The organism is Carnobacterium sp. TMP28, from assembly GCF_047553015.1.
In the GTDB taxonomy this organism is placed as follows: Bacteria; Bacillota; Bacilli; order Lactobacillales; family Carnobacteriaceae; genus Carnobacterium_A.
The window spans coordinates 841,963-858,342 of record NZ_CP180212.1; the positions used below are offsets into that span (position 1 = coordinate 841,963).

Below are 16,380 nucleotides of genomic sequence, written 5' to 3' on the forward strand. Positions count from 1 at the left end.
AGCTTGCAAAATGTAATTAGGCTTTGTACCATGTATAGAGGATAAGAAAGTGGTGTTATGCGGTGAATTTTTCAAAAGAAGTTGCAAAATTACGAAACAATCAAATTAGCTCAGTTTATTTAGTTTTAGGAACAGAATCTTATTTAAATCGGACACTTAGAGAGACGTTTATCTATTCGATTTTAAAAGAGGATGAGATTGACTTGAATCTGGGTATATACGATATGAGTGAAGTTCCTTTAGGTACAGCATTAGAAGATGCAGAATCTATTCCTTTCTTCGGGGATAGACGGTTAGTTATTATTGATCATCCGCTTTTTTTAACTGGGGATAAAAATAAAGCTAAACTTGAACACGATATGAAGTGGTTCGAAAATTATGTATTAAAACCTTCTGAAACGACTACTTTAGTTATTTTTGCTCCTTACGAAAAGTTAGATGAACGAAAGAAAATAAGTAAATTATTAAAGAAAAATGCACTTATTATTGAAACGACTACTTTATCAGAAAAAGAAATGAGAAGTTACTTAAAAACAACAATTGAAAACGAAGGTTTTACAGTATCCTCTGAAGCTTTTGAATTATTTGTTCAATTAACGGATGCAAATCTTTCCGTAGCCATGTCTGAATTGCCTAAATTGCTCCTATTTGGACAGGATAAAAAAAGAATTACCAAAGAAGCAGTTTCACAATTAATAACAAGATCACTTGAACAAAATATTTTTTCACTTAATGATTATGTACTGAAGAAAAAAGTAGGTCCAGCTTTAGAATTGTATCATGATTTATTGTTGCAAAAAGAAGATCCTATTAAAATTAATGCAATTATGACTTCTCAATTTAGACTTCTACTCCAAGTAAAAATCCTTGAAAAAAAGGGATACCAACAAGGTGATATAGCTAAGATGTTAAAAGTCCATCCCTATAGAATTAAGTTGAGTATCCAACATATGCGTCCATTCAGTAAAAAGGTCTTATCGGATGCATATAGCGGCTTAATTGAAACAGAATACCGTCTAAAAACCGGTCAAGGTAAAAGAGAAATGCAATTTGAATTATTTGTTTTGCAATTTGCTAGCAATCATTCAATGGTTTAAATAATATGAATAGCTTGGCTATCAAGTAAAAAAACTTTACAGTTTATATTGCAATAGGTCTATCCATTATGTATAATGATTAACGTGGGAAACAACTAGAATAATCTATTTTAAGTTGTAATTAATTGAAAGTGGGGTGAATCAAATGCCAAACATCGAATCTGCAATCAAACGTGTTCGTACTTCAGAGAAATCTGCTTTAGAAAATAACGTTCAAAAGAGTGCTATGCGTACTGCTATCAAAAAATTCGTTCAAGCTAATGAAGCTGGTGACGAAAGTGCTGTAGCTTTACACAAGCAAGCAATCAGAGCTATTGACATGGCTGCGTCTAAAGGATTGATTCATAAAAATAAAGCTAACCGTGATAAATCTCGTTTAACAGCTAAATTAGCTAAATAAGATATTGTAGTTAACTTACTTTTTGTGAAGACCACAAACATAATTTATTATGTTTGTGGTCTTTTTTGTCTATAAAATTGACGAAAGCCACTCCGAAATGGAGTGGCTTTCTAATTAAAAATAAATATTTCTAAAGTTATTCGGGGAAAATACTAGTTAAATTATATTAATTGATTTCTCATTTAGACAACATAAACCCAACCTCTTTTATGTCCTTACAGTTCTAAAACTGTGCCAGTGTGAATAAATTTCTTTAAAACTATTTTATATAAAACTACATACTTACTTTTAATACACAATTATTATAGCATAGATTTTTTAAAAAATAAAGCCCTTTTGATTGGTATGAGTAACCTATTGATTTATTAGTTATAAAAATTAGTTAGCTTTAATAAAAGTATTCCTCTCAAAAAAAGGAGGATAATTCCTTATCGTTGTAAGAACGTACGTTCAATGGTAAAATAAAGCAGTTAAGATCGTGCATGATTAATTTATATGAAAAATTTAAGAAACTGGATGTGAAGCTAAGATGGAAAAAAATCAATTTAAATTAGTATCCAATTATGTACCCGGCGGAGATCAACCAAATGCTATTAAAGAATTAGTTAAAGGAATTGAAGAAGGAAAAAAAGAACAAACCTTATTGGGAGCAACTGGTACTGGTAAGACCTTTACAGTATCTAACGTGATTCAAGAAGTTAACAAGCCGACGCTAGTTATTGCACATAATAAAACATTAGCAGGTCAGCTGTATGGTGAATTTAAAGAATTTTTCCCTGATAATGCAGTAGAGTACTTTGTTAGTTATTATGACTACTATCAACCTGAAGCCTATGTTCCCTCTAGTGATACATTTATTGAAAAAGAATCTAGTGTGAATGATGAAATCGATAAATTACGACATTCTGCTACGAGTTCGCTACTGGAACGTCGGGACGTGATTGTAGTAGCTTCTGTGTCTTGTATTTTTGGCTTGGTAAATCCAGTAGATTACCGAGATCATGTTTTATCGTTGCGAGTTGGAACAGAAATGAAAAGAGATGATATGCTACGCCGCTTAGTCGATATGCAGTTTGAAAGAAATGATATCGATTTTCAACGTGGGAATTTTAGAGTACGTGGCGATGTTGTTGAAATCTTTTTAGCTTCTAGAGATAGGGATGCTGTGCGAGTAGAATTTTTTGGAGATGAAATAGACCGAATTACTGAAGTAGATGTCTTAACTGGGGAAGTCAAAGCTGAAGTTCAGCATGTACCCGTATTTCCAGCTACTCACTTTGTTGCAAATGATGAACAAACAAGACATGCTGTCGTAACCATCCAAAAAGAATTAGAAGATCGACTAAAAGTTCTACGTGCAGAAGATAAACTCATTGAAGCACAGCGCCTAGAACAGCGAACCAATTATGATTTAGAGATGCTTTTAGAAATGGGTTATTGTTCAGGAATTGAAAATTATTCGAGGCATATGGATGGCAGGAAACCTGGTCAACCACCCTATACATTAATAGATTTCTTCCCAGAGGATTCTATGATTGTAATAGATGAGTCTCATATCACTATGTCTCAAATAAGAGGGATGTATAATGGAGACAGAGCAAGAAAAGAGCGATTAATTGAATACGGATTTCGTTTACCTAGTGCGTTGGATAATAGACCCTTACGCTTAGAGGAGTTTGAAAAGCATGTGAACCAAATTATGTATATTTCTGCAACACCTGGACCGTACGAATTAGAGCGAACTCCGGAAGTAGTTGAACAAATTATTCGTCCAACCGGACTGCTTGATCCAATAATAGAAGTCCGTCCGATCAAGGGACAAATTGATGATTTAATTAATGAGATTAATAAAAGGGTAGAAAATAATGAGCGAACTTTTATTACGACATTAACAAAAAAAATGTCTGAAGATTTAACGGATTACTTAAAAGAAATAGGTATAAAAGTATCTTATCTTCATAGTGATATAAAAACGCTAGAGAGAACAGAGATTATAAGAGACTTACGACTAGGTGTTTACGATGTGCTAATCGGTATCAATTTATTGAGAGAAGGCATTGACGTACCTGAGGTTTCTTTAATAGCCATACTTGATGCAGATAAAGAAGGTTTCCTAAGAAGCGAGCGAGCATTAGTTCAAACGATTGGACGAGCTGCACGTAATCAAAATGGAAGAGTCATTATGTACGCTGATCGGGTAACAGATTCAATGAAAGCAGCAATAGGAGAGACAGAAAGACGTCGTGAAACACAAAAAGCTTATAACAAAGAACATAATATGACACCAACAACAATTATTAAAGAAGTACGGGATCTAATCTCTATTACCACGGCTGTCTCAGGTGAAGCTAAAGAAGGACTTTCTTCTAAAAAAGTAGCCAAAATGACGAAGCAAGAAAGAAGAGAATTAATAAAAAATATGGAAAATGAAATGCATGAAGCAGCAAAAGCACTTGATTTTGAAAAAGCTGCGAATTTAAGAGATATCGTCCTAGAATTAACAGCTCAATATAAATAAAAAGCGACCTTGATTAAACTAAGAACAGAGAAACCATTCTAAATAAAATAGTTCAGTTATTAAAACTTAAAAAACAACTAGGTTAAAATAATTAATCCTTGCATTTCTTCGTGATATCATGTAAAGTTTGTAAATGTAAAACATATATCCTTTACTTGGTTTAACGACTCACCAACGTCTACTCAGTAACAGGATAAACTAAAAGGAAGAGGTGTTTAGAAATGGCAATTTCTAAAGAAAGAAAGAACGAGATTATGACAGAATATGCAACACACGAAGGAGATACAGGTTCTCCAGAAGTACAAGTTGCTGTATTAACTGCAGAAATTAATCACTTAAACGAACATGCACGTGTTCACAAAAAAGATCACCACTCATACCGTGGACTTATGAAAAAAATTGGTCACCGTCGTAACTTATTAGCATATTTACGTAACAAAGATGCTGGTCGTTATAGCGAACTAATCCAAAGACTAGGCTTACGTCGTTAAACATGTTTGTCTTACCATAAAGCGAGGTTCGTAGGAATCTCGCTTTATTTTTGCACATTTTAGCTAATGAAATTTAAAAAATCAAACTGTGTTCTATTAGCCATCCTACTATACAAATGTGAGTTTTTAATGATTTGAAGATTGACATTTGTTTAGTAGTCTGTTTGGAATAATGAATAGAAGTTTGAAAAAAAAGGAGAAAAACCATTTATGTCAGAAAAACAAATTTTTACTAAAGAGTGGGCAGGACGTACATTAACCGTTGAAGTTGGACAATTAGCAAAGCAAGCTAATGGTGCAGTATTGATTCGTTATGGTGATACAGTAGTATTATCAGCGGCAGTAGCGAGCAAAAAAGCAAAAGATGTAGATTTTTTCCCGTTGACTGTAAACTATGACGAAAAAATGTATTCAGTAGGTAAAATTCCAGGTGGCTTTATCAAACGCGAAGCTCGCCCAAGTGAAGCTGCTACATTAACCGCACGATTAATTGATCGTCCAATACGTCCAATGTTTGCTGATGGCTTCCGTAATGAAGTTCAAGTAACAAATACAGTTATGTCAGTTGAAAAAGATTGTTCACCTTCATTTTCAGCAATGTTTGGCTCATCGTTATCTTTAGTCATCTCAGATATTCCTTTTTCAGGACCTATCGCAGGTGTTGATGTTGGTCGTGTTGACGGAGAATATATCATTAATCCTACAGTAGAACAAGAAGCTATGTCTGACATTCATTTGACAGTTGCTGGCACAAGTTCTGCTATAAATATGGTTGAAAGTGGCGCAAAAGAAGTATCTGAAGAAGATATGTTAGGTGCTTTATTATTCGGACATGCAGCTATTCAAGAACTTGTTACCTTCCAAGAGGAAATCAAACAAGCTGTTGGTAAAGAAAAAATTGGTATTTCTTTATTGAAAATTGATCCAGAACTTGAAGAAGAAGTAACGGATGCATACAAAGAAAAAATGAGTATCGCTATCAAAACAGAAGAAAAGTTAGCTCGTGAAGAAAATATTGAGTCAGTAAAAGAAGAAGCTATTCTTTTTTACAATGAAAAATATCAAGATCACGAAGAAGCTGGGCGCATTAAAAAAGAAATTAAAACAATTGTTGAAAATATTGAAAAAGACGAAGTTCGTCGCTTAATTACAGTTGATAAAATTCGTCCCGATGGTCGTAAAATTGATGAGATACGCTCATTATCCTCAGAGATTGGTATATTGCCAAGAACACACGGTTCAGGTCTGTTCACACGTGGACAAACACAAGCTTTGACTGTTGCTACTTTAGCTCCACTTGGAGAACATCAAATCATTGATGGACTAGGGATTGAAGAAAGTAAGAGATTTATTCATCATTATAATTTCCCTCAATTTTCAGTTGGAAGTACTGGTCCTAGTCGTGGACCAGGACGTCGTGAAATTGGGCACGGAGCTCTTGGAGAGAGAGCTTTAGCACAGGTTATTCCTAATGAAGAAGATTTCCCATACATGATTCGTTTAGTTTCAGAAGTATTAGAATCAAATGGTTCTTCATCTCAAGCAAGTATTTGTGCTGGGACACTAGCTTTAATGGATGCCGGTGTGCCTATTAAATCACCAGTAGCTGGTATCGCTATGGGACTTGTCATGGAAGACGAGAATTATACAGTTTTAACTGATATTCAAGGACTAGAAGATCACTTAGGCGATATGGATTTCAAAGTAGCTGGAACAAAAGACGGAATTACAGCTTTACAAATGGATATTAAAATCCAAGGAATTACTCCTCAAATTTTAGAAGAAGCCTTGATTCAGGCTAAAAAAGCACGTTTAGAAATTTTAGATGAATTGATTTCTACTATCGCTGAGCCACATTCAGAATTGAGTAAATATGCACCTAAGATTGAAATGATGCAAATTAAACCAGAAAAAATCAAAGTTGTTATTGGCCGTGGTGGAGACCAAATCAATGCAATTATTGAAGAAACTGGCGTAAAAATTGACATTGATCAAGAAGGTAAAATTAGTATTGCTTCAGAAGATGCTTCAATGATTAAGCGTGCAAAAGAAATTATTGAAGAATTAACGAAAGATATTGAAATTGGCAAAGTTTACTCAGGTAAAGTAAAACGAATTGAAAAATTCGGGGCCTTTATTGAAATCGCTAAAGGCAAAGATGGACTAGCTCATATTTCTGAATTAGCTAATGAACGAGTAGCTAAAGTAGAAGATGTTTTAACTATGGGACAAGTGTTAGATGTGAAAGTTGTTGAAATCGATAAGCAAGGAAGAATCAATCTTTCTGTTAAAGCGTTATTGAAAAAAGAAGACTAAACAAAAAAGTAGACCTGCATTTTAATTGCAGGTCTACTTTTTTAATTGTAAAGAATAAAATGTTAATCTTTGAATGTTTTAAGCCAAGAAGAGAGAGTCGAATAAAGGATTTCTTGCTGTTCTTTATTGGTGATAGTAGCGGAACTGTCGCCTTTTTGTCGTCCATAACTTCCAAAACCAGCATGGTTTCCACCTTCAATAGATGAATACAATGTTTGATTTGGTAAGAATTTTTTGCTTTCTAGATAAGCTTGTTGGTCCAAAACACCATCATTTGATCCGGTTACAGTTAAAGCAGATAAATCAGTATTGTTTAGACTGCCATTACTATCTGGATAACTTGCTAAAAAGAAAACACCTTTTAAGCTTCCTGTATCTAGTGTCGGGTCTTTTTGTTTATCATGCGCATATCGGCTAGCCATCACGCCGCCTAAAGAATGTCCACCTATTATATACTCTTTAATAGCATACTCTTTGATAATGTCTTGAGCCTTATTCTTATTCGTAACAGCTAAATTAAAAGGATGATGAACCAAGTATACTGGGTATCCTTCAGATGCTAATTTTGAAGCCCAAATACTATAACTTTTTTGATTAACAAGTGCCCCTTGATAGAAAATAAGCGAATGAGTAAGAGGTTTTTTTATTGGTTTAAAATATACAACATCATTTGTTGTTTCAACAATATAAGAATTAGAATTAGTCGCAGCTTCAAACGCTAAAGAAGAGGGCTGATAGGTAAAATTTTTAAGCGTGATGAATCCAACTGCAATTAAGAGTAGTAGGATCAAAGTAAACCAAATGGCTATTTTTTTCTTGTTTTTCATTTTTTCTCCTTTATTTACTTTATTTTTTAAGTGCTTATTTATTTTAGCATTAATTTTATTCATTTAGTTCAATTTAGTTAAAACAAAGGGAATAATCTACTTCTGTATGATTTCATCGCTATTTATGATAAAATGTATATTGGTTACGTCTGTAGGGTAAATGAAAAATAATGAATAAATAGAACTAGTTTTATAAAAGGGGCAATAATCAAATGAGTAAATATACGATAGCTGTAGTCGGTGCAACCGGAGCGGTTGGAACAAAGATGATTGAAATGTTAGAAAGTTCAACTCTACCCATTCGCGAAATTAAAGTTCTTGCTTCAAAACGATCAGTAGGGAAAAAAATAGTAGTAAATGGCCTAGAATTAGTGGTTGAAGAGACAACTCCTGAATCATTTAACGGTGTTGACATTGCTTTATTTAGTGCTGGTGGAAGTATTTCACAACAATTTGCTCCAGAAGCGGTCAAACGTGGTGCAATCGTTATCGATAACACAAGTGCTTACCGTATGGATCCAACAGTTCCGTTAGTTGTTCCGGAAGTGAATCCTGAAGCGTTAAAAGAGCATAAGGGTATTATTGCAAACCCGAATTGTTCAACTATTCAAATGATGGTAGCATTAGAGCCCATTCGTAAAAAATATGGTTTAAGCCGAATTATTGTTTCAACTTATCAAGCAGTTAGTGGTGCTGGAATAGCTGCTGTTAAAGAAATGAAAGATCAAGCTCGACAAATGCTGAATAATGAAGCTTATGAAGCAACTATTTTGCCCTCAGGTGGGGACAAAAAACATTATCCTATTTCATTTAATATTTTACCGCAAATCGATTTATTTTCCGAAGAAGGGTATACTTTTGAAGAGTGGAAAATGATAAATGAAACAAAAAAAATTATGTCAGATAGCGAAATAAAAGTTTCGGCTACCTGTGTTCGTGTACCTGTAGTATCTGGCCATTCAGAATCTATTTATATAGAAGTAAATGATGAATCAGCGTCTGTTTCTGGTATAAAAGAAATATTGCAATCAGCACCAGGAGTAGAACTGCAAGATGATCCCTCTATACAATTATATCCTACTCCTTTAACAGCGGAAGGAAAAAAAGAAACATTTGTTGGAAGAATTAGACAAGATATAGATGTGAGAAACGGCTATCATATGTGGGTTGTATCAGATAACTTAATCAAAGGTGCAGCTTTAAATTCAGTTCAAATTGCTGAAAAATTACATGCTCTGGAATTAATAAAGAAATAAAATAGAGTGAATCATGAAAGAGAAGGTGTCTTTAATGGATTTAGCAAAAGCAAGAATTATAACAGCAATGACTACTCCTTTTGATGAAAAAGGGCAAATTGATTATGATAAGTTAGCCCCCTTAATTGATTACCTTTTAGTTAACGGAAGTGAAGGGCTTGTTATAGGCGGAACAACAGGAGAGTCTCCAACATTATCTCACGACGAAAAGTTAGAATTGTACAAGAAATCGGTAGAGATTATCAATGGTCGTGTTCCAGTTATTGTAGGGACAGGGACGAATAATACAGCTGAAACAATTTCTTTTACAAAAGAAGTGGAGAATATTAAAGGGATAGATGCAGTATTAGTTGTTGCACCGTATTACAATAAACCTAACCAAGCTGGATTATACGCTCATTTTGAAGCTGTATCTAAAAATACGGATTTACCTATCATCATTTATAATGTTCCAAGTAGAACCAGTGTGTCGATTGATCCTGCTACAACAATTCGCTTAGCAAATTTTAAAAATATTATTGGTGTTAAAGAATGTATGGGATTAGATGCTATGAGTGAAATTGTTGAAAAAACAAAGGATAGTTTTCTAGTCTATACTGGTGAAGATAATCTGACTTTCCCAGCTAAATGTATAGGGGCTAACGGTGTTATTTCTGTCGCAAGTCATGTGCTAGGTAATCAAATGAAAGATATGTATGATCTTCTCGGTAAAGGTAAAATCGTTGAAGCTGCAAATCAGCACCGTCGACTAATACCTAAAATGAATAGCCTTTTTTCTGTGCCTTCTCCTGCGCCGGTCAAAATGGTTTTAAATACGCTAGGAGTAGAAGTAGGAAGTGTAAGATTGCCTTTAGTGGATTGTACAAAAGAAGAAACTCAAGCGATTTTAAATCACTTGAATTTAACGAATAAATAAAAACAAATAGAAAGAAACAGAGGTGAAGAAATGAGTAATATTAAAATAATTCCACTAGGCGGCGTGCGTGAAAATGGAAAGAATATGTATGTTGTTGAAGTGAATGAAGAAATATTTGTTTTGGATTGCGGTTTGATGTATCCAGAAACGGAATTATTAGGGATAGATATCGTTATTCCTGACTTTAGCTATTTAGAAGAAAATCGTGATCGTGTGACTGGTGTATTTTTAACACACGGACACGAAGATGCCATTGGGGCACTACCTTATTTTCTTCAAAAATTTGATGTACCCGTTTTTGGTACAGAATTGACTATTGCATTAGCAAAATTATTTGTTGAAAAAGATAGCCAAGTCAGTCATTTTGATGACTACCATATTGTCGATGAAGATACCGAAATTGAATTTGAGCATGCTGTTCTAGGATTTTTTAGAACAACCCATACTATTCCAGATTCAGTAGGTGTGACATTAAAAACAACTGAAGGCAGCATTGTTTATACTGGCGATTTTAAATTTGATCAAAGTGCTACTCCTGCTTATCAGACTGATCTAGCCAAAATAAGTGATATTGGAAAGACTAAAGTATTAGCTTTATTAAGCGACTCAAGTGATGCTGAGAGCTCTATCGAAAATATGAGTGATTATAAAGTTGCTGAACAAGTAGAAGATACATTCCGCAACACTAAAGAGCGCATTATTGTAGCAAGTGTTGCCAGTAATATTCTACGTATTCAACAAGTGATGGATGCAGCCTATAAGTCTGGTCGGAAAATATTTTTTACTGGTAAAAAGGTAGAAGAAATTGTTGAATTAGCTATGAAACTAAAAAAAATACATTTGCCTAATGAAGATTTAATTGTTTCAATTGAAGATATTGAAAAATATCCAGATAATGAAATTGTTATTTTAGAAACTGGTACAACTGGAGAGCCGATTAAAACTCTTCAAAGAATGGCGATGGGCAAACACTTACAAATTAATATTAAAGAGGGCGATCTTGTTTATATTGTCACGAGTCCTTCTGTAAGTATGGAAGTAACGGTTAATAAGACGAAAAATATGATTTATCGTGCAGGTGGAGAAGTAAAACAGATTTCTGATAACATCAAGGCTTCAGGACATGCTACTCCTAATGACTTAAAGTTAATGATAAATCTGATTAAACCAACTTACTTCATTCCTGTTACCGGTGAGTATCGACGCTTAGCAGCTCATGCTAAGCTAGCTCATGAAGTAGGTATTCCTTTTAAAAATATCTTTATTCCTGGCAAAGGGGACGTTGTTGAGTACAAAGCTGGTCGTATGTCTATGTCCGGTCAAGTAACTGCTGGCAATACGATGGTTGATGGTATCGGTATTGGAGATATTGGTAATATTGTGTTGAGAGATCGTAAGTTACTATCCGAAGACGGTATCTTTGTAGCTGTTGTAACTATTAGTCGTAAAAAAGGGAAAATCATGTCAGGTCCTGAGGTGATGACTCGTGGATTTGTATACGTTAAAGAAAACACAGATCTTATTGAATCAAGTAACGAGATTGTTAGAAAAGTTGTAGAAGATAACTTAAATCATAAAGAGTTTGAATGGAGTCGTCTAAAACAAGAAATTAGAGATGCGCTTAGCAAGTATCTATTTGAACAAACAAGAAGAAGACCTGTTATTTTGCCAATTATTATGGAAACAAGTTCAAGAAATAGAAGAAACTAACTAGTAAAAAAAATTCTAGAAAAGGGTTATTTTAGGCCTTTTCTAGAATTTTTTGTTTATATCAAGCCGATAGAGAAGCTAGAGTGGCTCATATAGTTGTTTAACGTATCTTGTTAGTGTACTATACACGAATGAGTACTAGATTAAGTGTATTATGGTAAAAATAGCTTAAAGAGTGCTTAATTAGAAAATGATTAGATTAAAAAAACTGCAATAAAAAGATGCTTCTCCCAAAATGAGGAAGAAACATCTTTTTTTAGTTAGTACATTAAGTGAAAACTAGATAATTAAATTAATTTTATTTACTTACACCTTTTGTCCAAGCTGCAACTTCTTCAGCATGATCGTCGATCCATGCTTCTGCAGCATCTTTAGGATCTTCACCTTCACTGATAGCTAACATAATAGATTCAATATCTTCAGTTGTCCAGTTAAATTGATCTAGAACTTTATAAGCTTCAGGCATGTCTTTTTCTAAATCTTTTCTAGCCATTGTATTAATTGTTTCAACTCCGCCGAAAGTTTCTTTAGAGTCAGCTAGATATTTCAAATCATAGGTTGCAAACATCCAGTGAGGAGACCAACCAGTAACAATAATATCTTCTTCATTTTCAATGGCTTGCTTCAATGCAACGGTCATAGCACCAGATGAAGAAGTTTCTAATTTCCAATCACCTAAATTATCGTATTTTTCCATTGTTGTCTCTGTAGCAGCAACAACACCGGCACCAGGTTCAATTCCTGTGATTGTTTTACTAGCTTCATCTGTTAAGTCTTCAATAGAGTCAACATCCATGTACTTAGGAACAACCAAGCCAAGTTTAGCACCACTTAAATTTTCACCTAAATTATCAACATCAGCGCCATATTTTTCGTATTGAGCTGCGTGCGTACCAGGTAACCAAGCAGCAACCATAGCATCTGCTTCGCCTGTCGAAACAGCTTCCCACATAACAGCATTATCAAGAGGAATAAGAGTAACATCATAGCCCAAACTTTCTAAAACAGAGCCAACAACATTTGTAGAAGCTACTTCTGTATCCCATTCAACATAAGCAAGATCAATTTCTTGACCTTTACCTACTGAATCATCTTTAGCTGTTTCTGTATCATCGGATGCACAACCTGCTGCGAATAATGAAAGTGCCAATCCTGTTGCAAGTCCTAAACGTTTAAAATTATTTTTTTTCAAAATAAAAACCACCTTTTCCTATTTTTTAGTACTTTTCTAACCTATTTATTTTTTTACACCTTTTGTCCAAGATGATATTTCTTCGGGATGCTCGCTAATCCATGCTTTTGCTGCATCTTTAGGGTCTTCACCTTCACTGATAGGCAACATAACAGATTCAACATCTTCTTTTGTCCAATTAAACTGGTCCAAAACTTTGTAGGCTTCAGGCTTGTCTTTCTTTAAGCCTTTCCTAACCATCGTGTTGATTGTCTCTGTTCCCCCGAAAGCTTTTTTAGGATCTTCGAGATACTTTAAATCATAAGTTGAAAATTTCCAATGAGGAGACCATCCAGTAACAATAATCTCTTCTTTATTTTCAATAGCTTGCTTTAAAGCAACAACCATCGCTCCAGATGAGGATGTATCTAAATCCCAACCACTGAGGCTACTATACTCTTCAATTGCAGTTTCTGTCGCAGCTACTATGCCTGCACCAGGTTCAATTGAAGTGATTGTTTTATCAGCTTCATTTGTTAGATCTTCAATAGAATTAACATCCATATATTTAGGAACAACTAGACCAAGTTTAGCACCATCTAGGTTCTCACCTAAGTTTACAAGGTTTTCGCTGTAATTCTTGTAGTGTGCCGCATGTGTATCAGGTAGCCAAGCAGCAACCATAGCGTCAGCCTCACCAGTTGAAATAGCTTCCCACATAACGGCGTTATCAAGTGGAATTAGGTTAACGTCGTAACCTAATTCTTCTAAAACAGCTCCAATTACATTCGTAGAAGCTATTTCTGTATCCCATTCGACATAAGCAAGATCAATTTCCTGCCCTTTACCTACTGAATCATCGTTAAGCGCTTTTGAGTCATCAGTTGCACAACCTGTAGCAATCATGGAAAGAGCAAGTCCTGTCACAATACCTAAATAGTTAAATTTTTTCTTTCTCAAATTAAAACCACCTTTTACTATTTTTTAGTTTTGTTGGTTAATTTTTGAGTGATACGGTCAATAATAATCGCTAATACAACTAAACCAATACCTGAAACAAATCCTGTTCCAATTTGTGCTCGTTGTAAGGAAGAAAGAACTTCTCTACCTAAACCTGGCGCACCAATCATAGAAGCAATAACGACCATTGATAGTGCTAACATGACTGTTTGATTAATCCCTGCCATGATTGTTGATGTTGCAAGAGGCAGTTCGACTTTAAATAATTTTTGGAAACCTGTACTACCAAATGCTTCTGCTGCTTCAACTAGTTCAGTAGAAACTTGACGTATCCCTAAATTAGTAAAACGAACAGTAGGTGGGATAGCAAAGATTAAAGAAGCAAACACTCCAGGAACAACTCCGATACCAAAAAATGCAACTGCTGGTATGAGATAGACAAAGGCAGGCATAGTTTGCATAAAGTCTAAGACTGGTTTTAGTATGTTGTTAGCAATGGTGCTTTTAGCCATCAATATTCCAAATGGAACACCGATAATAACTGAAAGTAAACTAGCTACCAATACTAAGGTAATAGTATTCATTAAATTCTCCCAGTGTCCTTGGTTATAAATGAACCATAAACCTACGACTGAAAAAGTAGTTAGGCCAAATTTTTTCCCAGAGACAAAGAATGCTAGCAATGCAATTAAAAGAATAAAAATGATTGGCGGAATAAACAATAAAAAGGTCGTGATTCCGTCCATAAATAATTCTGAATACGTTTGGATAGGATCAAACAGAAATGAAAATGTTTGCGTTATCCACGCGGTTAACTTTTCAATTTGTTCAGCTACTGGCAGCTTAGGAACTAAGTTTAAGATATCATTCATTGATTAATTCCTCCTCGCTTTCGCCTGCTAGTGCAGCGATTACCGCTCCTCTAACAATAATACCAATTAATTTTTTGTTATCTACTACGGCAACAGGAGTTACTGTATCGTGGATAACTGAAAAAATATCATTCATTGTTGTTGTTCGATCAACTGTTGGTATGTCTAATTTCAAAATAGTTTCTAGGCTTGTAATTGAATTTTTACGCGCCTCAGAAGCATCTTCAGCAGTTACGTATCCCTTTAAGTTACGATTATCGTCAACCACAATAATACTTGATATTCCTTCACGTTTCATTTGTTCTAATGCAACACGTGGACCGTGTTTATTTATATTAACTGTTTCAGGTCGTTTCATAATATTTTCAGCAGTAAGAACTTTAGAACGATCAACATCCTCAACAAAACGTTCAACGTAATCGTCTGCAGGTTTCATTAGAATTTCTTCAGGTGTTCCAATTTGTACAATAGCACCGTCTTTCATTAAGGCAATACGATCGCCAATTCTTAAGGCCTCATTTAAATCATGAGTAATAAAAATAATTGTTTTCTTTACAGTTGCTTGCAATTCTACTAATTCGTCTTGCATTTCTTTTCGAATAAGTGGGTCTAAAGCAGAGAAAGCTTCATCCATTAATAAAATTTCAGGATTGTTTGCTAATGCTCTAGCTAAGCCGACACGTTGTTGCATACCACCTGATAATTGATTAGGATGTTGATGAATGTAGTCACCTAAGCCAGCATTTTCTAAAGCTTGCGTAGCTTTCTTAGTTCTTTCTTTTTTATCGATGCCTTGAATTTCTAAACCATATTCGGTATTTTCAAGAATGGTACGTTGAGGAAACAGTGCGAAGTTTTGGAAAACCATACTCATTTTCTTGCGTCTTACTTCACGTAAATCTTTTTTATTCATCTTAGATAAATTTTCACCATCAATATAGATATTCCCTTGTGTTGTGTCAATCAATCTGTTGAGCATTCTAACTAAAGTGGACTTACCACTACCAGACAAACCCATAATGACAAAAACTTCGCCTTCTTCAATTGTAAAACTGACATTATTAACACCGACAGTAACGCCTGTTTCTTGTAAAATTTCTTGTTTGGATTTATTCTGATTCAAAAGTTCAGTAACACGTTCACTTTTTTTACCAAAAATTTTTGTAACATTTTCTACTTTAATCTTCGTCAATAAAACCGACTCCTTTTTTTATTTTTTACTATCTATTTATAAAAATTTATTACAGAAAAAATTTAAAAATTACATTGCTTTTTACTATTAAAAATAGATTTTTACTGTTAAAAAACCTATATCAGAAGTGAGCACAAGATAAAGCTTACCATGTAAAACTTTAAATGAAAACAAACCAACTTCCCAATACCAACCAATAACAGCAAGTTATTCCTGTTTTAAAGGAACTATGAGAAGAAAATTATAATTTGATAAGAATTTTCTCATTTAACGTTAAAAACAATAGACTCCTCAAAAAAAAAGTGATTTTTTTTAAGGGAAATACTCTAGAAATATAAGTGTATTTGATAGATGAAATAGGCTATAAATACTATCAGGACAGTGAAATACTCTGTAATTTAAAAAAAAGAGATGATGAAAAAGATAGACAAAAAATATTATTTTTGAGACACTAATAGAAAACAGGATAAAGCTAATTCTATCAGCACTAAAATTACCCTCATTTTTAGTAGCTCAACGCTTTTAAAATGATTGATATTTAGAACATAAAAACTAATTTGATTTAGCACTACTGTATCAAAAGAAAAACTTGTGCTAGCTATTTATTTGATAAAGTTACAAGGTCATCTGTTAATAGATTCTCCTATTTTACAT

General features: G+C 34.1%; 10 protein-coding genes and 2 pseudogenes. 8 read left to right on the top strand and 4 right to left on the bottom strand.

Translation table 11 applies throughout. The features are described 5' to 3' along the window. The first annotated feature begins 62 nt into the window (after nt 1-62). The 5 genes from holA (at nt 63) to pnp (ending at nt 6,822) form a co-directional block, all read left to right on the top strand. Nucleotides 63-1,097, top strand: a complete 1,035-nt coding sequence (gene holA, locus ACMHYH_RS04070) for a DNA polymerase III subunit delta (RefSeq protein WP_414840078.1) — start codon at nt 63-65, stop codon at nt 1,095-1,097. Between the two features lie 145 nt (nt 1,098-1,242). Then, a complete protein-coding gene (gene rpsT, locus ACMHYH_RS04075) occupies nt 1,243-1,497 on the top strand; it encodes a 30S ribosomal protein S20 (RefSeq protein ID WP_414840079.1) in 255 nt (84 codons plus the stop codon). 529 nt (nt 1,498-2,026) lie between these two features. Then, entirely contained in the window at nt 2,027-4,015 is a 1,989-nt protein-coding gene (uvrB, locus tag ACMHYH_RS04080) for an excinuclease ABC subunit UvrB (protein WP_414840080.1), read from the top strand. A gap of 221 nt (nt 4,016-4,236) precedes the next feature. Then, a complete protein-coding gene (gene rpsO, locus ACMHYH_RS04085) occupies nt 4,237-4,506 on the top strand; it encodes a 30S ribosomal protein S15 (RefSeq protein ID WP_414840081.1) in 270 nt (89 codons plus the stop codon). A 210-nt stretch (nt 4,507-4,716) separates the two neighbouring features. Continuing rightward, complete coding sequence (gene pnp, locus ACMHYH_RS04090) at nt 4,717-6,822, top strand: polyribonucleotide nucleotidyltransferase (RefSeq protein WP_414840082.1); 2,106 nt, start codon at nt 4,717-4,719, stop codon at nt 6,820-6,822. A gap of 62 nt (nt 6,823-6,884) precedes the next feature. Here pnp and ACMHYH_RS04095 read toward each other — a convergent pair whose 3' ends face one another. Then, complete coding sequence (locus ACMHYH_RS04095) at nt 6,885-7,649, bottom strand: alpha/beta hydrolase (protein ID WP_414840344.1); 765 nt, start codon at nt 7,647-7,649, stop codon at nt 6,885-6,887. Between the two features lie 212 nt (nt 7,650-7,861). Here ACMHYH_RS04095 and ACMHYH_RS04100 point away from each other — a divergent pair, with 212 nt between their 5' ends. From ACMHYH_RS04100 to ACMHYH_RS04110, 3 genes are read left to right on the top strand one after another with little or no spacing between them, the layout of a single operon-like run. Continuing rightward, nucleotides 7,862-8,905, top strand: a complete 1,044-nt coding sequence (locus ACMHYH_RS04100) for an aspartate-semialdehyde dehydrogenase (RefSeq protein WP_414840083.1) — start codon at nt 7,862-7,864, stop codon at nt 8,903-8,905. A gap of 34 nt (nt 8,906-8,939) precedes the next feature. After that, complete coding sequence (dapA, locus tag ACMHYH_RS04105) at nt 8,940-9,821, top strand: 4-hydroxy-tetrahydrodipicolinate synthase (protein ID WP_414840084.1); 882 nt, start codon at nt 8,940-8,942, stop codon at nt 9,819-9,821. A gap of 30 nt (nt 9,822-9,851) precedes the next feature. Beyond that, nucleotides 9,852-11,531, top strand: a complete 1,680-nt coding sequence (locus ACMHYH_RS04110) for a ribonuclease J (RefSeq protein WP_414840085.1) — start codon at nt 9,852-9,854, stop codon at nt 11,529-11,531. 298 nt (nt 11,532-11,829) lie between these two features. Here ACMHYH_RS04110 and ACMHYH_RS04115 read toward each other — a convergent pair. The 3 genes and pseudogenes from ACMHYH_RS04115 to ACMHYH_RS04125 form a co-directional block, all read right to left on the bottom strand. Beyond that, a pseudogene (locus ACMHYH_RS04115) lies at nt 11,830-12,594 on the bottom strand (glycine betaine ABC transporter substrate-binding protein); the annotation flags it as partial. Between the two features lie 174 nt (nt 12,595-12,768). Further along, nucleotides 12,769-14,534 (bottom strand): annotated as a pseudogene (locus ACMHYH_RS04120) (ABC transporter permease/substrate binding protein). Beyond that, on the bottom strand, nt 14,527-15,726 hold the full coding sequence (locus ACMHYH_RS04125) for a quaternary amine ABC transporter ATP-binding protein (RefSeq protein ID WP_414840086.1): 1,200 nt from the start codon (nt 15,724-15,726) through the stop codon (nt 14,527-14,529). Before ACMHYH_RS04125 ends, ACMHYH_RS04120 begins: the two are co-directional and overlap by 8 nt. Nucleotides 15,727-16,380: the final 654 nt, after the last annotated feature.